Genomic DNA, 20,229 nt, shown 5'->3' with positions numbered 1-20,229 from the left:
CAATCAACACCCAATCAACACCCTATCACATGCCCAATCAATACCCAACGAACCCCAGAAAATCATCGCAAATATCATCGCATAACACCCGTTCATCTCTACGCTCATCTCCCTATTCGCTTTGCTATATATCTAGCCTACTACCTAGCCTATTACCTAAGCTACTACCTAACCTATGTATCTGAGGCGTCATTTATGCTAAAGTGACGTATACAATCAAAACCAACGACTATCAACCAAACCAGCAGCAAACCGACAAACCATGAAAAGCGTATTTGACTTTAATGCCTACTCGCCACAAGAAATAGCCGCGCGCGTCGAATCCATTGGCGTAACGAAAGCAAACCTTGCGTGGCTGCCGCTATTCATGCTGGCATTATTAGCAGGCGCGTTTATTGGCCTTGGTGCGATGAGCTTTGTATTGGTGAAAGCCGATGCCAGCTTATCCTTTGCCGTAACGCAGTGGTTTGGCGGTTTGGTATTTTCGCTCGGTTTGATTTTAGTGGTTATCGCCGGCGCGGAATTATTTACCGGCAATAATTTATTAGTCATGGCGTGGGCGGATAAAAAAATCACCACGGCCCAATTACTACGAAACTGGGGCATCGTATTTCTTGGAAATGGCATTGGCGCGTTAGGATTGGCGCTGCTGTTACTTTTCGCCGAGCAAGGCAATGCCAATGGTGGCGCGGTTGCAAAAACCTATATTGACATCGCACAGGCAAAGATTAATCTATCAATGAGCAGCGCCTTTTTTAAAGGTATCTTATGTAATGTTTTAGTCTGCATGGCGATTTGGATGGCAATGGCCGGGCGCAGCGTAATTGATAAAATAGCCGCCATCGTCCTGCCTATTGCCGCGTTTGTGGCCGCTGGGTTCGAACACAGTATTGCCAATCTATTTTTCATCCCAATGGCGATGTTACTACAGCGCTTTACCGGACAAAGCGAACCCCTGATTGGCCTTAACGACATGCTACAAAACCTCATCCCCGTCACAGCCGGCAATATTGTTGGCGGCGGATTCTTTGTCGCCTTTGTCTATTATGTGATTTACTTACGCGCTACTCGCTGATAATGCATTGATTTTCATACTGGCATATAGCGTATATCTTGGATAGCCAAAAATTTATTGCAACCAAATTAGAACATACAAACTCAATTAAAGCGTTCAGGGAAAGTTCGATGCTAATTTGGAACGATATACCGAGGGCTGTATTTTATTTAAATTTCAAGTGTTCTATTTTGTCTATTCTATATTGTTTGTCCAATATTTTTACAGCGCCAACTATTAACGAAAACTAAATAACAAGGATTGCTTTGCGCCCATATCTCATTTAATATGACGAATAAACGAATTTTTAGCATAACCTATAGCCCCGATAAACGAATGTTCGTTTATTCGGATGTTGTGCGTCAGCTTAAACGAACATTCTGCAAAAACAAACCAACGAAAAAAATATGAACGATTTCAAAATTATAGGCATCTCAACTGAAACGACAAACGAATCAATGGTTGACATTGAAACGCTTTGGGGCAGGTTTTGGGGAGAAAACATCACTGACAAAATACCCAACAAAGTAAGTGACGAATTTTATGCTGTTTATACAGACTACGAAAGTGATTATACAGGAAAATATACCTTAATCATTGGCTTTCCTGTAACAACATTGGACAATATTCCAGATGATTTAGTGGGACGAAACGTTTCAATTGGTTCAAATGTAAAATACACTTCAAAAGGAAAAATGCCCGAAGCTATATTGAAAACTTGGACAGAAATTTGGCAGGATACTGAACTAAAAAGAGCTTACCGTGCAGATGTAACAGTTCACGGACAAAAGTATTTTGACGGAGACAACGCAGAAATTGAAACCTATATTTCAATTATTGATTAAAATTTATGACGGAAGAATTGACTTTACGACAACTTCGTTTTTTGACATTAGAAAGTCAAGGATTAACAAAGCCATATCCTTTTGGAAAAGGTAAAGATGCAGTTCTTAAAGCATTAGAACATCTCGGATATTTACAAATTGATACTTTGTCAATTATTGAAAGAGCCCATCATCACACACTTTGGACAAGAATTCCCGATTATACAACGGAATATTTAGATGAGTTAGTTGAAGAACGAAAAGTGTTTGAATATTGGTTTCACGCTGCATCATATCTTCCAATGAAAAATTTTCGTTTTGTATTACCTCAAATGTTAGAAGTGAAACAAAGCAAAACGCATTATTACAATGCAGACGCAAAAGTGATGAAATATGTATTGGACACTATTCGTGGAGAAGGTCCAAAAAAAGCAAGAGATTTTGAAAATGAGACAAAAAAAGCAGGAAGTTGGTGGAGCTGGAAACCTACAAAAATAGCACTGGAAAGACTTTTTCTACAAGGCGATTTAATGATTTCGAGCAGAAACGGAATGCAAAAAACGTACGACCTCACTGAAAATGTTTTACCAAAATCAATTAACACAACCTTACCAACTGACCTTGAATTTGCAGAATATTTAGTAAAAACTTATTTAAATGCGTACGGATTTACAACCGTAAAGCAAATCACACACCTTAAAACAGGAGAATTAATACGAAAAAATGTTGATAAAGTATTAAAATCGATGCTTCAAGAAGGAACAATACAACAAGTAAATATTGAAAATATGCCTTCTGTTTTTGTGAATAAAAATTTACTTGAAAAACCCTTAAACAAAACCAATTCAAGCATTCGTATTTTATCGCCATTTGACAATTCAATTATTCATCGAGACCGAGTAAAGCAATTTTTTGACTTTGATTATAAAATTGAATGCTATACACCAAAAGAAAAAAGGCAATACGGCTATTTTTGTTTACCTATCTTATTTGGCGACACATTTATCGGACGAGTGGATTGCAAAGCTCACCGAAAAGAAAAAGAATTTGAAATCATACATTTGCATATTGAAAACACAAACATTGACATTGAATTATGGAAAAAACCATTTGTAAAAATTATAAAATCATTTGCGACTTTTAATGGTTGTGAACATATTAAATTGACAAAAGTTAGTCCATCAAAACTGACAGATAAAATAAGACAATTATTAACCTAAAACAAAAAGCCGAACGCACAACAGCAGTTTGACAAAATAGCGGGTTTAGTGCTAAATTCAACGGCAGTTCTTCGATTGAATATTTGTGCAAAACTAAACTTTTGTGCTTCGATTTCCGCCATTTCGCCAAGCTGCAAACCGTTAGCGGTAATGCCACGAGACCCGAAAAACAGACAATAACTGACAGACGTGCCGTAAATATCGGACACCCACCGATTGTAATTATACCCAATTGCCGTAAATATAGGACACTTGGAATTTGAATAGAATATTGCCCTAGGCATACGCTTAAAAATCAGCCTATAATTCCACATAGAACTTCTTATATAAAATTTCAGTTAAAATTTTGACAAACTCTACAGTACACTTTAATAGCAATAGGATAACAACAATGAAATCAATAAATCTCGCGGAAAAATTGGCGTGTTTCTCGACACACTGGGATCCACATGTGGTCTCCGATTACAACGACAATGATGTTATGGTAGTCAAGTTTATTGGAGAATACCCATTTCATAAACACGACACCACAGACGACTTTTTCTACGTGCTAGAAGGTGAGATGCAAATAGATATTGAAGGCGGCCCATCCCACACGGTCAAGGCTGGTGAGTTGTTCGTCGTCCCCAAAGGGGTTGTTCATCGCCCGAGAGCTGAAAACGAAGTGAAAGTGTTACTGATTGAGCCAAAAGGAGAACCTAATTCTGGTGATTCAGGTCACGAAGCTGCACCCAAAACTCGTATCTAATCAATTTTAATGGCATAAAATGCTGCGTCACCCAGCAGCAGCCGGCTATAACACCCACTATTCTGCACGCGTATTGAGTTCATGCCCTATGTTGAAATTACTCGAGTTTGTGACTAAATGTCGTGTGACTAAATATCGGACACCCACCGATTGCGCCGATTATAATTATACCCAATTATAAGGAAAAATGTGACACTTGGAATTTGAATAGAAGATAGTCCTCGGCATACGCTTAAGGCAATGATAAAGGACATCCGCGCCTTGACTGTTAGTCGTTAGGATGTAAAATTACATCGTGCTGCTAACGCTTTTTAAAGGCACTGCTAACCGTTTTGACTCAACATGAGACAACGGTATTTACCACGTAACATGATTGTTAAAACATGCGTAAAAGACAATTACTTAAAACCACAGTGGCAGCACTACCTTTGATGAGTTATATCTCTACTGTATTTGCCGCTTCACAAACGACACTTAAAAAAAACAACATGCAAACTCAAATTCGCTATACCATGCCAGACGAAAGTGAATTACACGAAGGGACTTGGTTGCAATGGCCGCACCACTACCAATATGGTGTGCCCTACCGTAATCGCTTAGATGCTACTTGGGTGGCAATGACTCAGGCATTGGCCGGCAGCGAAAATGTGCATATTATTGCTTACAATGAAAAGGAAGAAAAACGTATTATCGACTTACTCAATAAAAACAACATTGATTTAACGCATGTCGATTTCTACCGCTTTAAAACGGATGATGTTTGGGTAAGAGATAATGGACCAATTTATGCCCGCGATATGCATGGCAATTTGGTCATTCAAGATTGGGGATTTAATGGCTGGGGACAAAAAAGCGATGAAGAATCAAATCAGCCAATTGGCTTTACCAATTGCAATGCCATTCCTAAAAAGATTGCACAAGCACAAGGCATACCGTTAATAGACCTAAACAAAACCTTAATTAACGAAGGTGGCAGTGTTGAAATTGATGGACATGGCACCTTAATGGCATGTAAAAGTTCGATTATCAACGACAACCGAAATCCTGGCATGAGCCAAGCACAGATTGAGGCCATTTTTACCGAATATTTAGGCGCAAGTCACTTTATCTGGCTAGACGGACAAGCAGGTCTGGATTTAACCGATCAGCACATTGATGGTTTTGCCCGTTTTGGCAATGCAAGCACCATCGTCACCATGAATAAACATGATTTACTTGAATTTGATGTGACCGCCAAGGACATTAAAACGCTGTATGGTGCAAAAAATAAACAGGAAAAGCCATACAATTTTGTTACTGTGCCATTAACCAAAAACACAGTAAAAAAATCAAGTGGCAGCGACCTTGGCTATAAAGGCTCATATGTCAATTATTACATCGCCAACACGGTGGTTTTAGTACCTAATTATCAAGACCCAAATGACACCATTGCCAATGACATCATTCAATCACTGTATCCTAACAGAAGCGTAGTTGGCATTGATGTTAGAGACCTCTACGAAAACGGTGGCATGATACACTGCGTCACCCAGCAGCAGCCGGCTTAAAACAACCCAACGCGCATTAAAGTCGGCGTTACTGTGCCCGCGTATTGGGCTCATGCCCTATGTTGAAATTACACGAATTTGCAATAAAACACATTTTATTCGCGGTCTCGTGCAGTTCGTTTGCTTTGGGTATGTGGCTAGCGTCTGTGATCACTACGTGTGGGTGTAGCGTGACTTCGGTAAATCGTCCGCTGCCATCGTCTGTTTCTGCCATCACCCCTGTGGCGTAGTCTACATATTCCGTAACGACAATATGATGCACCGAGCATAAGTGCAAATACCATAGCATATGACAAGCCGATATCGACGATAAAAACAAGTCCTCTGGGTTATACCTTGATTTATCGCCTAAAAAAGCAGGGTCCGCCGAGCCTGCTATTGCGGGGGTTTTGCCATCAATTTGGATTTGATGGTTTCTATTATAAGCGCGGTAATTCAGCGTGCCATCGCCCTCGTTTCCCGTCCACTCAATTTGCGCCTTATAATGGTGTTTTTTCATTCTCAAATACATCAAATACGATTATCAATGATAATCAAGCAACCGCTGCTGTGACAATCACTTCGACCAACAGCTCAGGTCTCGCTAGTTTTGCTTCGCCACAGGCGCGAGCTGGGGCATGCTCTGATGGTACCCACGCATCCCAGACGCTATTCATCTCGGCAAAATACTGCATATCACTCAACCAAACAATTGCTTGCAAAATATGCTCCCGACTACTTCCAGCCTCTTTTAGCAGCGCATCAACTCGAGCCAAACAGCTCTCAGTTTGTTCGGTAATACTCACACCTTCACCGACCTGACCACACAAGTAAACCACACCATTATGGCGGACAATCTTGCTCATTCTTTGACCAGTATGCAAACGTTCAATACTCATATTTATTCAGCTCCTTTTAATTTGTTTCTTCTTTCGCTAAGCTAGCCACTTCGGCTAGTGTTACAGGTTTAATGACCGGCCGTATGCGATAATAATCAATTTTATCGGGCGACAGTTTGCGCTCATCTGCTAACACTAAAGCCGCATTTACACCACACTGTCTCCCTTGGCAAGGCCCCATACCACAACGGCTAAAGGTCTTAGTTTGATTTAAGCCTAAACAACCTTGGCGGGCGTGCTCGCGTAATTGCCCTACACTGACTTCTTCACATCGACATACCAATGTCGAACTATTATTCAACATAGTGCGATTGTCAGGTGCATAACGATAATCCAAAAACGGGCGTACAGCAAGCTCAACTCGCAACTGTTTGTTTAATGGCCTTGCTCTGGAATTATATTGCGTTTGCGTAAATACACCCATTTTTTTAAGTAGCTGCAAAGCTACCTGTTCACCCGAAAAACGCGCAACAGTCGCTCCACCAATACTTGCGCCATCACCAGCGATATAGATATTCTCTAGACTACTTTCACCGCTTTGATGTGTAACAGGCAACCAAGTCTGCTGCTGCTCACTCCAAAAATGCTGCAAATTCAAAGCGCGACTTATTTGCGTATTAGGAATTACCCCCTGATGAATCAAAGCATTCTGCGTATTTAAGGTATGCGTTTTACCGCCTTGTTGAAAGCGTATCTGCTGCAATGATTCGACCCCAATCGCATGAATATCACAAGCCTTGGTGTAATGCTGGATTCCTGCTTTCTTGATTAAAGCAAGCATTTTAATGCCCTTCCAAAGATAAGAACTGCCATATAGCATCGCGTTGGGTAAATGAGGCAAGGCGTTTTTCCAAGCATTTTTAGCCTGCGTCTCAACAATCGCTTGCGGAGGGTGGCCGAATGCTAATAATTGGCTCGCTAACAAGTATAATAGAGGGCCATTCCCAATTAAAACTGAATTTTTTACCGCTACGCCGTGTGCCTTAAGAAGAATTTGTGCTGCACCAGCCGTCATCACTCCAGGCAGCGTCCAGCCCGGAAACGCAAAAGGTCTTTCCTGTGCACCCGTAGCCAATACCACATACTTCGCTTTCACTTGATACGATTGTGCGCCAACAGAATACACAATTTGGCCAGATGTGTTTACACTCCAGACTTTAGCATTTAAAACGCGTTGCAAATGCTTCTCAGGCAATCCTTGTGTTAACGCAAGGCCGTGTAAATAGTCCGCACCGAGTTTTTCTGCACGCCCAGCATATTGCTGACTGACGTGTTCGATGCCCCGATATATTTGCCCACCCAAACTGGCTTGCTCGTCTAGTAATAAACAAGAGACTTGGTTTTCTGCTAATACTCGTGCAGCACTTAAACCCGCTGGGCCGCCACCAATAATAGCAACAGTAATGTCATTCATAGGCTACCCTGCTTAACGGGTGGATTGACCGCCATTTGATCCGCTACAGGCATCATACAGGCCTGCACTACACACCCATTCAATAACACCAAACACTCAAAGCAACTTCCCATCATACAAAAAGGACCTCTTGGCTGACCTGAGACTGGGCTGTTTCGGTTACTATTTATACCTGCTGCTAATAAGGCACTAGCAATACTGTCGTCTGTTTTGGCTGGTATTGCCTGCCCTTGCCAATAAATCGTAACCGACTGTTTATTTTTGCTATCCGCCTCAGTGTTCAGACGCTCTAGAAAATCGTTGCTCATTAAATTTCTCCAAATTTGGGGCATTATCGAGACCCTCCAGCCACAAAGGTATTGCCTTAGAGTGTGCGGCTGCTAGCGTTATACCGCTGTGGCAAGTCACCAAATAACAACCAGAATGACTCGGAGATTCCGCATAAACAGGCAGACCGTCTTTCGTCATAATACGCAATGCACCCCAATTTCGTATCATATTGACCTGACCCAAACGCGGATAAGTAGCAACGGCATTTTTAGCGATTTTCGCAATAATTTCCATGCTCTCACCATCATCAAAACCTACATCTTCCTTGGAGTCACCTAACTGAATACTCCCTTCATTTGTCTGACGAATGGTCATACTAGGCCGGTTAATAAATAATGGTTGTTTTTCGGTCACCAAATTTTGACCGCGCAATGGATAAACACGAGTCAAAAAGCCTAGCTGTTCGGCAAAACGATTACTGCCTAAACCCGCACAAACCACCACCTTATCCGCATGAATACTGTTGCCATTTCGCGTGATTAGTTCGTAGCCACGATTCTTAGCGACGACTTTGTTGACTTTATCATCATTGCACAGCTTGCCACCTTGAATACGATGCGCCAGATGCAACGCCTTTAGTAACTTTAAAGGGTTCACATGCCCATCTTGGTGATGCAGGATTGCTCCTACTACCTTAGGACCAATTTCAGGCTCTTCTTGCCTTAGTTGCGCCGGCTCAAGAACCTCAAATGGATAATCTCCGTCTAATTGTTCCCGCAAGGTATTATAAGATTTTAACCGTTGCTCTAAACTCTCTTCAGTGAGGTGGATATCATAACCGCCATTTTGTTGCAAATCGAGATTAATACCAGTTTGCGCTTCTAAGTCTGTTGCTAACTGCGACCAAATACCCGCAGAATACTGAGACCAGCGCGCATAATGTGGTGCGTCAATACCTTTACTCTGCACCCATACTAGTCCAAAATTACCACGAGAAGCCCGCAAAGCGCAATCGCCCTCATCTAGCACCGTTGTCTGACAACCTAGACGTTGCAATCCATAAGCGATGGCGACACCGACAACACCTCCACCGATGATGGCATATTGTGTGTCCATAATAGACTCCCCAGAATAAAATGAATATCCTCTTTCAACTCTATAAATGAAAGAGGATATAAACGGACAATAAAATTACTCTGCGCTTACCTTATCTAAAATAGCCTGACCCCACTCTTTACCTACATCTTCTAGAATTTCAGGCCATACGTCTTGGCGTACTTTGCTGGCAATAGCGGCTAATTCATCATCACTTAACGAGACTAACTCGGCACCGTTTGCAACCAGTTTTTGTTCAAATTCAGACTGATCTTTTTCTGCTTTTTCCCAACGCTTGGCGCTAAATTCCTCAGCCACTTTCAAGAAAGCTGCTTGGTCTTCTTTGTCTAATCCTTCAAAAGTCTCTGTATTTACGATCAAATACCAAGCTTCAAAATGCGTGTTGGCAGGAATATACGTTTTTGTGACGTCACGGAATGATGCGTAATAACCCTCGGCGCCAGAGCCAATCACGCCATCTACTACACCCGTTTGTACTGCTGTGAAGGCTTCTGAAAAAGGGATTGGTGAAGCAATATACCCGGTTTTATCCGCTAACATCTGAAAACTTTTTATGCCTGGAACGCGTACTTTTATACCTTTAGCGGCAGTTGGGTCGCCAGCATTTACAGCCTCACGATTCAAAGCAATGCCGCCAAAATAAACAGGGTATACCGCTAGCATTGTAATCCCTTGTTCTGCATAAAGTTCTTTCATTGTCTCGGCAATGATACCACCTGGACCATATATCTCTTTAGCATGATTCCAGTTTTCCGCCAAAGAGGGAAAAGAGCTAATAGTCATTCGTCGATCAGAGGCTGTCGCTGCGGGTTGAATTGCCATATCAACGGCACCAATTGAAATACGCTCCTGTACCGTCGTGTAATCACCCAAGGAACTGGCAGCAAAAATTTTCAAGGTAACATCACCTGCGGTCGCTTCGCTGAGTGCTGCACCTAATGCTTTTGCATCTTGATCCACAATAGCATCTTGCGGACGTACGTGGCTAATCTTTAACTCAACAGCTTGCGCCAATGAAGCAAAAATCATACTAGTAGATAATATTAATACGGGTAACTTAATAGTTTTCATAATGTTTTCCTCTATCGTTTTAAAAAATCAAAGTCAATAACCAAACAAACGTGGTAAAAATAACGCCAAATCGGGCCAAAAAGACGTTAATAAAGCTATCGGCATATAGCCAAAAACCAATAAAACCATTGCTGGGCGAATCACTTGTGTCACTGGCACATTGCCAATCCTTGCACCCAAATAAAGAATAGACGCATAAGGTGGTGTAACCCCACCCATAGCAGTAGTCACACCCATTATTGCAGCAAAATGTATGGGATCAATCCCCAACGCCTTCATTAAGGGCATAAGTAAAGGCGCAATTAAGATAATAGCAGTAATATCATTGACAATCATGCCGACTAAAAATAACAGCAAATTAATCAACAAAAGCAACAGTATTTTATTTTCTGTTATACCAAAAATAACATCAACCAATGACTGCGGAATACTCTCTAATACTAACATCTGACTGAGAATCATACTAAACAAAATCATGATTAAAATCGCGCCTACTGCCGTACTAGATTCTTTGCCCGATTCTAATAGATTTTGCCATGTAAGACCCTTATAAATCCAAAAACCGACTGGAATTGAATAAATAACGGCAACAGCAGCAGCTTCTGTCGGCGTCATCACACCGCCGTATATGCCGCCTAAAATAATCACTGGCATCAGTATAGCTGGCAATGCATGTTTAAAACGCACACTACTTTCTGCCATGAGCACTTTAAATTTCGGTTTTTCATCTAACTTTAAATCGAATTTTCGCGCCATTATCAGATTTATCACGCTAAAGCTAAACATAATTGCTAACCCCGGCCCTAAAGTAGCCAAGAAGCTCGCTAATATAGAAGTATCCGTTACCCAACCAAATACAATCATCGTGACACTAGGCGGAATCAAAAGCCCTAATACCGAAGAATTGGCAATCAATGCAGTAGCGTATGCCCGAGGATACCCTTGTCTTTCCATTTCAGGAATGAGCAATGGTCCAACCGCAGCGACTCCAGTCAGTCCGGAGCCCGAAATAGCGCCAATAATGGCGCAACTCACCGTTGCTACGACGCCTAGGCCTCCACGCACATGACCGACAAATATATTAACAAAGTTCAGCAAACTGGCCGCAATCCCACTGCGACTCATAATCGTTCCCGCCAATACAAATAGTGGTATCGCCAACAACACTGGATTAGCTAGCTGTTGCATTCCCCATAACATATTGCCCTTCATGGTAACGCCGCCAACAAGGCTCATCACCATTAGTGCAGCGCCAAAGCAATACGGTAATGGCACCCCTAAAGTCAGGAGAATCACTAATACGCCTATTGACATTAATGCGACTTCAATCATATAGCTTTATCTCCTCAGGGGATGCATTACGTCGAATATTACGAACACTTCGAGCGATATGCAGCAATGTAAATAGGGTCATTAGTAACAAGCACAGTAATAATGATATATCGGCATAAAAAGTGGGCAGATAAAGTGTGGGACTTTCTTTCCAAATACGTAAAATGTATTGAGTGAAATCCCATGCCCAATAAATCAGCCATAACAACACAATAATGCTAATTACATCAGATATAATCGCTAAGATGTTTTGTTTTCGTGGGCTTTTAATAAATACATCCAGCACATTAGCGCGAATATGTGTGTTTTCTCTGGACGCATTAACCGCACCTAACATATAAAGCCAAAGAATCGGATACATAATGAGCTCTTCCATGCCCATTACAGGAACCTCTAACACATAGCGCGTTATCACTTGACTGAATTGCGCTAAAGCCACTATGCCCATCAACGCAGTCAAAGTGTAGCGAAAAAAGTTGTCCATTAATCCTCTAATTAAGAAATTAAAATTTAATTATTTAAAAAGCTATTGAGGCTTTGCGCTGCAAACGACTTGTATTTATATGAGCCTAGGCACTGAAGCTAATGAGAGCAACAAAGGATACGTAATAAATTTTATTCATACAGAGTATAAGACACAGTTCTCAGCCTGTCAATCCCAATACGTAGCAAAACTTCCGATAAAAAACGACACTCTGTAACAGCTACCATGGATTTAAATTAACATACTAAAAGTATAGAAAAAAATAATCAGGCATTCTTATTTTCCTATTAAAGTCTACATCGCTAGTGCATTAACTCTTAACGCTCAACGCATTGGCGATTTTCGCAAATATCGCGCCGTCAATTTTTTCTGCACGCAAATCCGCATCCACCCCGAGTGCTGCTAGCGTCTCTGCATCCATGATTGGTTTTAGCGCATTACGTAGGGTTTTTCGGCGCATAGAAAAAGCTTGTTTGACTACGGCAGAAAATACCTGATTGTCATTTACTTGCCAGCGCGGCTGCGGCAAGCGTTTTAAGCTTACCATTGCCGAAGTGACTTTAGGTGGCGGGCTAAACGCCGTAGCTGGCACATCAAACAAATACGCCACATCAAAATACTGTTGCAACATCACCGATAACCGTCCATAAGCAGGCTCGCCCGTTTGCGCATCCATACGTTCAACGACTTCTTTTTGCAGCATAAACACCATATCCACAATCGACTGCACAGGACACAGCGCAAACAAAATCGGCGTAGAAATATTGTAAGGCAAGTTACCAAACACATGCCACGGCTTATCGCCTAGCAGTGCATTGAAATCAACGGTCAACACATCCGCTTCAATAATCTCCAGCGTGCCAATCAATGCTGCGTTAGCACGCAATAGGGGAATAACACGGGTATCCAACTCAATGACGGTTAGCCGCTTACACTCAGACAACATGGGCAATGTAATTGCCCCCAAACCTGGACCAATTTCTAAGAATGCGGCGTGGGGATTCGGGGCAATTGCTTGAACGATTCGCCTAATAATCGATTCATCCGTTAAGAAATGCTGCCCTAATTGTTTTTTGGCCGTAACGGGGCTTTTTTGTCGGCGTGGTTTAGACATTAGTCTTTCTCTTTTGTCGGTTGATTGTCGGGTGGATAACTGAGACTGGCGTTAGTTGTTGTGTTATCTGTTGTGTTTCTTGCCTTATCTTTTTGTGCGTTTGTTACCATCTGTTTCGCCATTGCGATGGCGCAGCGCAGGCTATTGGGGTTAGCTTTGCCCGCCCCCGCCAAATCCAGCGCCGTGCCATGATCAACCGATGTACGAATAATGGGCAACCCCAGCGTGATATTGACACAACCACCGAAATCATGCGATTTAATCACAGCAAGCCCCTGATCATGATACATGGCAACAATCACATCAAACTGACTGACATGATGCGGCGCAAAAATCGTATCAGCAGGCATCGCATCAGACACATTAACTCCTGAGGCGCGAAGCGATGCCAGCACGGGGTTAATCACCGTTATTTCCTCATTTCCCAAATGCCCTGATTCGCCTGCGTGTGGGTTTAGACCACAAACACCAATCGACAGTGCGCGGCCGTTTGTCAAGTAACGCTGCCCATCCTCGGCGATAATTTTTAACGTCTGTCGTAGGCGGGCTGGGGTAATTGCACTCGCCACATCACGAAGCGGCAAATGGGTCGTCACTAGTGCGACTTTTAAATTCGCGCTCGCCAATAGCATCACAGGGCAAGGCACTTGTAATTTTTCGGCAAAAAACTCGGTATGCCCAGAAAACGCAACACCTGCGTCACAGATGATGCCTTTGTGGATAGGTGCGGTGATGATGCCTGCATAGTCACCTCGCTGGCAACCGGTGACCGCCTCCGTTAACATTGCGAGGACATAGTGGGCATTGCGACAATCTAATTGACCTGGCACAACAGGTGTCGCCAGTGCAATATGCTTGACTGCAATCGCCTGGTTAGTTTTGTTACTAACTTTGCGGCGTTGTTGGCTATCGTCAAACAGACAAAACTCAACATCAACGCCCAACGCCACCGCCCGTTCACGCAACAAATCAATGTCGCCGCACAACACAATATTGTCATTGGCCAGCTCCAACGCCAATTGTACACAAAGATCAGGACCAATCCCTGCGGGCTCACCCGTTGTTAAAATAAAGGCAGGTTCAGTCATATTGCTCCCTGATAAGTTATGCTCCCTGATAAGTTATGCGCCCTGATAAGTTATGCGGCGGTAACGACCACATCTCACAGTCCGCATCCAAACTAACAGCATGCATCACAGCAAACTACGCGCAATTGCGCTCAATTGCGCACAATCGAGCACAATCGAGGGTAACTACAAATACCGAAAAGCCGCTCATGGTTATGCAGAATAGTTATTGCTCAATATACATTATTGCTCAATGCGAATATCAACATACGCCTCATCTCGTAGCCGAGACAGCCATAGCTCCCACTCTTGTGCCGCTTTGCGTCGGAAAATTGTTTGTCTCGCCTGCTGCTCAAGTAGCGCGCGATTATTTTCAGTTAACAAGCGGCGGTCATTGACTTGAATAATGTGATAGCCAAATGGTGTTTTAATCGGCGCCGTGATTTCACCGATGTCGGTCGCCTGCATCGCGCGTTCAAATTCAGGCACCATTTGACCAGCCGCCACCCAGCCCAAATCGCCGCCTTTAACTGCTGAGGCAACGTCTTGTGAGGCCGTTTTTGCCAGCGCGGCAAATGTTTCGCCCGCTTGCAAGCGCTCATAAATGGCGTCAATCTGGGATTTTGCCTCGGGGTTATTATTATCTCGAATCAGGATATGCGAAACCAATGTTTCTTGCCTTGCGACATCACCTTTATTGCCACCTTTATTGCCACTTTTAGCGCCACTTTTAGCGCCACTTGTATCGCTACCTGTATCGCTCGTTGTGGCATTACCTGAGGCTGTCCCAGCTTGGTCGTTATTAACTTCGTTATTCCCGTCATTATTGCGTTGGCGCGTATTCGTCGTGTTATTGGCGGTTTCTCTTGCCAACACTTTTAGCAAATGAATCCCATCGCGATCAACAATCGGTTGTGAAAATTCACCAATCGGCTGGTCAACCAACACCTCGGCAAAATTCGGTGGAATGACACCCAGCTCGACCCAGCCCAACGGATTATAAAACACATCATCGTAATCTGCGGCGACTTGCTCTGGCGGTTCGGTTGCTAGGCGGCGTCTAATCACTGCCGTTTTTTCTTGGGCAGCACGCAATACCGCAGGGTCGGCCGATTCGGGGACTTGTACCAACACATCCACCAAATTAACCCGGTCGCCTACGGTACGCAGTTGATTTTCCATGACATCGGCAATTTCTCTATCCGATATCTGGACTAAGCTATTAACCACTTGTTGTTGCAGTCGTGAAATCATCAGTTCTTTTTTGACACTATCGCGTAGCGCAGCATATTCGACCGCTGATAACGATGACTGCAGCTGCGCCAGTGTTTTATCCTGAGACTGCGCCAATTCCTCCATCGCGATATTAATAGCGGTATCACCCACGGCAATATTGGCAGATGCAGCTTGTTGCAACAAGAGTTTTTCGATAATGAGCTGTTGTAGCGCATTGGCTCTTTGTTCGGCGGGAATATGTGTCAGCTCGCGTGCGGTAATGACATCACGCTCAACGACTGCGATAATTTCATCTAAGCGCTCACCCTTGGACTCGTTTTGCGGACCAAACTCTAGGGTGTCTAAGGTCTGCGCCTGAGCAAAGCTTGGTGCCAATAGTACAGATAGCACAGATAGCATCCCGCTTGCCATGACCGCCGTTATCCATTGCAGGCATGCCTGTCGTCGCATTATGTTTGCTTTTTTATTTTTTTTTATCATATCATTACATTTTTTATTCATAGTTAATTTTCCGATAACCAGGAATCACATCCTGTAGCAATCGCGTCGTATCATTACCCACATTACCCAGCCCACGTAACACAAACTCAAGATACATCGTGGTCTCTAAATCCTCAGAAGTACTGTCACTTAATTCACGCCCCAAGTTATCACGTTGTTGCCGTGCCAGCAAGCGCACAGCCCAACAACAATCCGCATATTCAATACCCGCTAACATATCAATGGGTTTTTTATACTGTAAAGAATAATTCCATCGCCAAAAACCACGCCACTGGTCGCTCAAACGCCACGCGCCGCTAAAGTCAAACTGCTCATAACTATCAATATCATAGAGGTGGCTTAGGCTCACCACATTGCCTTCTCCTGAGGCATAAGTCAACCCTAACATGGATTTTTCGGTTTGTTCCGTATCGACATTATGATAAATCAACCCACGTAATTTTAACCGTGAATTAAGCGACAAACTGCCTTCGCCAATGACACTCGACCGAGACGCACTGGCAACACTGTCTAATAACGAAACTTTTCGGTTTTGGAAATATTGAATTTGTCCGACGGACAAGCGTGCCAGCTCTCGACCCGATTGGTTATCAAGATACGCCGTGCTAATGGCTGTCGTTAATTGATTGGCATCGCCAATTCGGTCTTTGCCATTAAACCGATTCGTCAAAAATAAGGCATCATAAGAGATGTCTATTGCCGCGGTATCAAAATCAGGAATCGCAGATTGGTTGACATAAGGGGTGCGTAAATAAAACAACCGCGGCTCTAGTGTTTGGGTTGCACTGCGCCCAAACCAACTGGTTTGACGCTCAAAAAACAAACCACTGTCTAGGCTAAACGTTGGAATAGAACGGGTGATGCGTGTCGGCTGATCCGCGCTTTCATTGCGTAAATTATAATACGTAAATCGGTAACCCAGCTTAGGATTAATAAACGCAAAGGCATTTTGATAAAAATACTCCGCAGATAAGCTTTGGTCAACCCGCACGCCAGATATGGTATCCGCCTTATCAAAATTGGTTAATTCGGTATCTGCATTAAAAATCCAACCATCACCAACAAACCAACGTCCGTTGCCCTGCAACCTAGGCAATATATCATACGGCTTGTCTGCTGTTGTGTAGGCGTTATTAACCACCTGATAGGATTCAACACGCCCCGAAAAACGATAATTGGGTGTAAACTGATAGCTACCTGACAAGCGACTATCCAGAAAACTCTCGTTAGTCAAATCTAACGTGTTTTCAAAGTCATTTAAATAGGTATCATCCGAAACCCGCTGCAACAATGCACTGATGGCAATCCGATCATTGGGTCGGTAGTCATGCGCCGATTTAAACGACCAGCGTTTTTGATTGGTTTTTTGGTCATCGGGCAAATAGTTTGCGCTAACAGTACCCGATAGCTTTGCCAGCAAATAACGATATTCACCGCCTAACATAAAGCCACGTTTTGACATTAATCGTGGGAACAAGGTCGCATCTTGGTTGGCCGCAATATTAATGTAAAAAGGCAGTGTCAAATCAACCCCTCTATTTTCAGAAAGACTGGCTTCTGGCACTAAAAAGCCAGTCTTTCGTTCGTCATTTAACGGAAAACTCACATAAGGCAAATAAAAAATCGGTGTGTCCTTGACACGAAAAGTGGCATGCCTCGCCTTTGCAACACCCGTAACATGATTGAGCTCAAGCTCTCGGGCTTTGATGCTCCAGTTGGGCGATAATCGTGGACAGGTCGTATAAGTCGCTTCGGTTAATGCCTCCGTTTGTTTTTTTCTATCGGCTTTAAGTGTCTTGGCGCTACCCAGTGCTTGACGTTTGGGCAAGTAATACGCTAAATCCTGAAAAACGCCTTGTTCGTTGCCCATTTGGTAGGACGATTCCCCCGCAGAAATGGCAAACTCAGGATTGCCGTAAATGAGTTGCGGAGAATGAATAACCTCATGTTGTCTATCGTAGTGAATTTCATTGGCTCGAAAAATTTCTTGGCCACGGCTGGCCGCCACATCACCACTAAAGCTTGCTAGGATATCCGAGACTTCTGAGGTGTCTGCGGATACATTAATGCGCTCATCAGCACGATTATTCCCCCAGGTATACGGCGCCAGCGTATCCACCGGGCACTCTAAAGCCACGCCAAACCCAGGGGCAAACAAGGGGGTAAAAAACCATAAAATCCAAGTTTTCTTCATGTGCATTGGTTATTGCTTGGCGGCCTGATGCAAAAAATCGGGGCAAAAAGCGTATTTATTTCCATACCTATCGTCATCGCTATAGTTTATCAAAAAAGCGACTGACGATTGAGTGCTTTTTTATCCATTACTGCATTTAATTATTTAGTGCTTTGAAATGCACTCGATAATCCTCAACAAAACGGATAAAAAATAATAACAAGTATTCGTTAAATTAACACAATATCGATTTGTTAAGAGAACCGCTAAGGCCATAAATCCACAAATTTAGCAGATAGCGTTGGAATATAGATAAAAAGGCATGGTATGATATCAACCAACAAGGGCTAGGCAATGCGGCAGGCACTGCGGCTGAGCAATGCGGTAGGCACTAACCAGCACCAAAGCGCCATCCTAACTGAAAAAACCGTAGTAGAATGCCGTAGTAGAATGCCGTAGCCAATTATTATCGCAGTAGATGGTATCACAGCAGATGAATACACGACGCTTAATGCGACCACATTTAACGCTAATTAGTGACTGACAAACATGGGGCAAAACATGGAAAAAATCACAATAAAACGCGCTATTCTTAGCGTTTCTGACAAAAGTAACTTAGTTGAATTTGCCAAGGCTTTACAGCAGATGGGCGTTGAAATATTGTCCACAGGCGGAACAGCCAAGCTCCTTTCCTCGCATGCAATCCCCGTCACGGCGATCGAAGACTATACACAATTCCCAGAAATCATGGGCGGACGCGTTAAAACGCTGCACCCCAAGGTCCACGGCAGTTTGCTCGGCCGCCTTAACCAAGACGATACCGTCATGGCACAGCACGGCATCTTGCCTACCGATATGCTCGTTGTTAACTTATACCCTTTCGCCGCCACCATCGCCGAACCCAACTGCGATTATGCAACCGCCGTAGAAAATATTGATATTGGCGGCCCTGCCATGTTGCGTGCTGGCGCCAAAAATCATGAGCGCGTCACTGTCATTACTGATCCTTCGGACTACAGCGCTATCCTCCAAGAAATGCAAGCCAACGACAACAGCGTTTCATTAACCACCCGCAAACAATTGGCAAGCAAAGTTTACGCGCATACGGCCCAGTACGATGCCCAAATCGCCAATTATTTAAGCCGACAAAATAGTCACGCGCATCATAAATCAGAAAACAACATAGACACACCGACCCTACATATTGAAGCGTTTCAGCAAAAACAAGTGCTACGCTACGGTGAAAACCCCCATCAAAATGCCTCGCTGTATGTTCCTCTCGGTTCTCACGAAGCTGGCATTGCCAATGCCCAATTGCTCCAAGGCAAACCGCTATCTTATAACAATCTCGCTGATGCCGATGCGGCAGTAGCAGCTGCTTATGAGTATGATGAGTTAACTTGTGTGATTGTCAAACACGCTAATCCGTGTGGCATCGCCGAAGGCGACACGCTATTAGATGCTTACGAAAGCGCTTATCGCTGTGACCCAACGTCCGCATTTGGTGGCATTATTGCGTTTAATCGACCATTGGATCTCACGACCGCAAAGACAATTATCAAACGCCAGTTCGTCGAAGTCCTCATCGCCCCTTTGGTCAGCCGCGAAGCGCTTGACGTTTTATCTGAAAAACCCAATATTCGTGTGTTAGCGCTAGGTGAGCATTATGAACAACCGAAAGACATCCAGTTACTACATCGCATCTCAGGTGGTTTATTAATACAAAGCGCGGATAACTTACCCTTAAGTGACGTTGACTTTCGCGTCGTGACTAACCGCGAACCAACACCAAATGAACTGCATGACCTTATGTTTGCATGGAAAGCGGTCAAACACGTCAAATCAAACGCCATCGTCTTTGCCAAAGATAAAATGACAGTTGGTATTGGCTGTGGGCAAACGAGTCGCGTCCACTCTTCGTTAATTGCGAGCATCAAAGCCCAAGAACAAAACCTTAGCCTACAAGGTGCGGTCATGGCAAGTGATGCATTCTTCCCCTTCCGAGACGGGCTTGAAAATGCAGCAAAGCACGGCGCAACGGCAGTCATCCAACCCGGTGGTGGCATGCGTGATGATGAAGTCATCGAGGCAGCAAACACCCATGATATCGCGATGATTTTTACTGGCGTGAGACATTTTAAACACTGATTAACCTGATTAACTTGATTAACCTAACCAAT

The 20,229-nt window shown here is 43.5% G+C and carries 18 protein-coding genes; 6 read left to right on the top strand and 12 right to left on the bottom strand.

The window, feature by feature from the left end; all coding sequences use genetic code 11:
- The first annotated feature begins 262 nt into the window (after positions 1–262).
- The 5 genes from GCU85_RS00410 to GCU85_RS00390 all read left to right on the top strand — a co-directional run bounded on the left by GCU85_RS00410 (position 263) and on the right by GCU85_RS00390 (position 5,393).
- Positions 263–1,075: a formate/nitrite transporter family protein gene (locus GCU85_RS00410; protein ID WP_152808208.1), complete on the top strand. Its 813-nt coding sequence runs from the start codon at positions 263–265 to the stop codon at positions 1,073–1,075.
- Positions 1,076–1,461: 386 nt separating this feature from the next.
- On the top strand, positions 1,462–1,899 hold the full coding sequence (locus GCU85_RS00405; protein WP_152808207.1) for a GyrI-like domain-containing protein: 438 nt from the start codon (positions 1,462–1,464) through the stop codon (positions 1,897–1,899).
- Positions 1,900–1,904: 5 nt separating this feature from the next.
- Entirely contained in the window at positions 1,905–3,098 is a 1,194-nt protein-coding gene (locus GCU85_RS00400; RefSeq protein WP_152808205.1) for a winged helix-turn-helix domain-containing protein, read from the top strand.
- A gap of 391 nt (positions 3,099–3,489) precedes the next feature.
- On the top strand, positions 3,490–3,846 hold the full coding sequence (locus GCU85_RS00395; protein ID WP_152808203.1) for a cupin domain-containing protein: 357 nt from the start codon (positions 3,490–3,492) through the stop codon (positions 3,844–3,846).
- A 383-nt stretch (positions 3,847–4,229) separates the two neighbouring features.
- The gene (locus GCU85_RS00390) at positions 4,230–5,393 is read left to right on the top strand and encodes an agmatine deiminase family protein (RefSeq protein ID WP_218110442.1); all 1,164 of its coding nucleotides are present in this window, start codon (positions 4,230–4,232) and stop codon (positions 5,391–5,393) included.
- 28 nt (positions 5,394–5,421) lie between these two features.
- Here GCU85_RS00390 and GCU85_RS00385 read toward each other — a convergent pair whose 3' ends face one another.
- The 12 genes from GCU85_RS00385 to GCU85_RS00330 all read right to left on the bottom strand — a co-directional run bounded on the left by GCU85_RS00385 (position 5,422) and on the right by GCU85_RS00330 (position 18,070).
- A complete protein-coding gene (locus tag GCU85_RS00385; RefSeq protein WP_152808201.1) occupies positions 5,422–5,892 on the bottom strand; it encodes an OsmC family protein in 471 nt (156 codons plus the stop codon).
- Positions 5,893–5,926: 34 nt separating this feature from the next.
- Positions 5,927–6,271 carry a RidA family protein gene (locus tag GCU85_RS00380; RefSeq protein ID WP_152808199.1) on the bottom strand — a complete coding sequence of 115 codons (345 nt, stop codon included), beginning with the start codon at positions 6,269–6,271 and terminating at the stop codon, positions 5,927–5,929.
- A 16-nt stretch (positions 6,272–6,287) separates the two neighbouring features.
- On the bottom strand, positions 6,288–7,685 hold the full coding sequence (locus tag GCU85_RS00375; protein WP_152808197.1) for an FAD/NAD(P)-dependent oxidoreductase: 1,398 nt from the start codon (positions 7,683–7,685) through the stop codon (positions 6,288–6,290).
- Complete coding sequence (locus tag GCU85_RS00370; RefSeq protein WP_152808195.1) at positions 7,682–7,993, bottom strand: (2Fe-2S)-binding protein; 312 nt, start codon at positions 7,991–7,993, stop codon at positions 7,682–7,684. The genes GCU85_RS00375 and GCU85_RS00370 overlap by 4 nt, the downstream gene beginning before the upstream one ends.
- A complete protein-coding gene (locus GCU85_RS00365; protein ID WP_152808193.1) occupies positions 7,959–9,071 on the bottom strand; it encodes an NAD(P)/FAD-dependent oxidoreductase in 1,113 nt (370 codons plus the stop codon). The genes GCU85_RS00370 and GCU85_RS00365 overlap by 35 nt, the downstream gene beginning before the upstream one ends.
- 75 nt (positions 9,072–9,146) lie before the next feature.
- Positions 9,147–10,142 (bottom strand): TRAP transporter substrate-binding protein DctP, encoded by a 996-nt coding sequence (dctP, locus tag GCU85_RS00360; RefSeq protein WP_152808191.1) that lies wholly within the window; start codon positions 10,140–10,142, stop codon positions 9,147–9,149.
- Positions 10,143–10,175: 33 nt separating this feature from the next.
- On the bottom strand, positions 10,176–11,474 hold the full coding sequence (locus tag GCU85_RS00355; RefSeq protein ID WP_152808189.1) for a TRAP transporter large permease: 1,299 nt from the start codon (positions 11,472–11,474) through the stop codon (positions 10,176–10,178).
- Positions 11,467–11,958, bottom strand: coding sequence for a TRAP transporter small permease (locus GCU85_RS00350; RefSeq protein ID WP_152808188.1), 492 nt, complete (start codon positions 11,956–11,958; stop codon positions 11,467–11,469). Before GCU85_RS00350 ends, GCU85_RS00355 begins: the two co-directional genes overlap by 8 nt.
- Positions 11,959–12,268: 310 nt before the next feature.
- The gene (rsmA, locus tag GCU85_RS00345; protein ID WP_152808186.1) at positions 12,269–13,072 is read right to left on the bottom strand and encodes a 16S rRNA (adenine(1518)-N(6)/adenine(1519)-N(6))-dimethyltransferase RsmA; all 804 of its coding nucleotides are present in this window, start codon (positions 13,070–13,072) and stop codon (positions 12,269–12,271) included.
- Complete coding sequence (gene pdxA, locus GCU85_RS00340; RefSeq protein ID WP_152808183.1) at positions 13,072–14,160, bottom strand: 4-hydroxythreonine-4-phosphate dehydrogenase PdxA; 1,089 nt, start codon at positions 14,158–14,160, stop codon at positions 13,072–13,074. The genes rsmA and pdxA overlap by 1 nt, the downstream gene beginning before the upstream one ends.
- 222 nt (positions 14,161–14,382) lie before the next feature.
- A complete protein-coding gene (locus GCU85_RS00335) occupies positions 14,383–15,825 on the bottom strand; it encodes a peptidylprolyl isomerase (protein ID WP_218110441.1) in 1,443 nt (480 codons plus the stop codon).
- A 43-nt stretch (positions 15,826–15,868) separates the two neighbouring features.
- On the bottom strand, positions 15,869–18,070 hold the full coding sequence (locus GCU85_RS00330; protein WP_218110440.1) for an LPS-assembly protein LptD: 2,202 nt from the start codon (positions 18,068–18,070) through the stop codon (positions 15,869–15,871).
- Between the two features lie 540 nt (positions 18,071–18,610).
- Between GCU85_RS00330 and purH the strand changes: the two genes are divergently transcribed.
- The gene (purH, locus tag GCU85_RS00325) at positions 18,611–20,197 is read left to right on the top strand and encodes a bifunctional phosphoribosylaminoimidazolecarboxamide formyltransferase/IMP cyclohydrolase (protein WP_218110439.1); all 1,587 of its coding nucleotides are present in this window, start codon (positions 18,611–18,613) and stop codon (positions 20,195–20,197) included.
- Positions 20,198–20,229: the final 32 nt, after the last annotated feature.

It is taken from the genome of Ostreibacterium oceani (genome assembly GCF_009362845.1).
Classification (GTDB): domain Bacteria; phylum Pseudomonadota; class Gammaproteobacteria; order Cardiobacteriales; family Ostreibacteriaceae; genus Ostreibacterium; species Ostreibacterium oceani.
The sequence above is the reverse complement of the archived record's forward strand: the minus strand, read 5'-3'. Positions and strand labels throughout refer to the sequence as shown.

Bases quoted from the DNA above. Each gene is read 5' to 3' on its own strand.
- GCU85_RS00410 (WP_152808208.1), top strand. From the start codon at position 263: ATGAAAAGCGTATTTGACTTTAATGCCTACTCGCCACAAGAAATAGCC.
- GCU85_RS00405 (WP_152808207.1), top strand. From the start codon at position 1,462: ATGAACGATTTCAAAATTATAGGCATCTCAACTGAAACGACAAACGAA.
- GCU85_RS00400 (WP_152808205.1), top strand. From the start codon at position 1,905: ATGACGGAAGAATTGACTTTACGACAACTTCGTTTTTTGACATTAGAA.
- GCU85_RS00395 (WP_152808203.1), top strand. From the start codon at position 3,490: ATGAAATCAATAAATCTCGCGGAAAAATTGGCGTGTTTCTCGACACAC.
- GCU85_RS00390 (WP_218110442.1), top strand. From the start codon at position 4,230: ATGCGTAAAAGACAATTACTTAAAACCACAGTGGCAGCACTACCTTTG.
- GCU85_RS00385 (WP_152808201.1), bottom strand. From the start codon at position 5,892: ATGAAAAAACACCATTATAAGGCGCAAATTGAGTGGACGGGAAACGAG.
- GCU85_RS00380 (WP_152808199.1), bottom strand. From the start codon at position 6,271: ATGAGTATTGAACGTTTGCATACTGGTCAAAGAATGAGCAAGATTGTC.
- GCU85_RS00375 (WP_152808197.1), bottom strand. From the start codon at position 7,685: ATGAATGACATTACTGTTGCTATTATTGGTGGCGGCCCAGCGGGTTTA.
- GCU85_RS00370 (WP_152808195.1), bottom strand. From the start codon at position 7,993: ATGAGCAACGATTTTCTAGAGCGTCTGAACACTGAGGCGGATAGCAAA.
- GCU85_RS00365 (WP_152808193.1), bottom strand. From the start codon at position 9,071: ATGGACACACAATATGCCATCATCGGTGGAGGTGTTGTCGGTGTCGCC.
- dctP (WP_152808191.1), bottom strand. From the start codon at position 10,142: ATGAAAACTATTAAGTTACCCGTATTAATATTATCTACTAGTATGATT.
- GCU85_RS00355 (WP_152808189.1), bottom strand. From the start codon at position 11,474: ATGATTGAAGTCGCATTAATGTCAATAGGCGTATTAGTGATTCTCCTG.
- GCU85_RS00350 (WP_152808188.1), bottom strand. From the start codon at position 11,958: ATGGACAACTTTTTTCGCTACACTTTGACTGCGTTGATGGGCATAGTG.
- rsmA (WP_152808186.1), bottom strand. From the start codon at position 13,072: ATGTCTAAACCACGCCGACAAAAAAGCCCCGTTACGGCCAAAAAACAA.
- pdxA (WP_152808183.1), bottom strand. From the start codon at position 14,160: ATGACTGAACCTGCCTTTATTTTAACAACGGGTGAGCCCGCAGGGATT.
- GCU85_RS00335 (WP_218110441.1), bottom strand. From the start codon at position 15,825: ATGCGACGACAGGCATGCCTGCAATGGATAACGGCGGTCATGGCAAGC.
- GCU85_RS00330 (WP_218110440.1), bottom strand. From the start codon at position 18,070: ATGAAGAAAACTTGGATTTTATGGTTTTTTACCCCCTTGTTTGCCCCT.
- purH (WP_218110439.1), top strand. From the start codon at position 18,611: ATGGAAAAAATCACAATAAAACGCGCTATTCTTAGCGTTTCTGACAAA.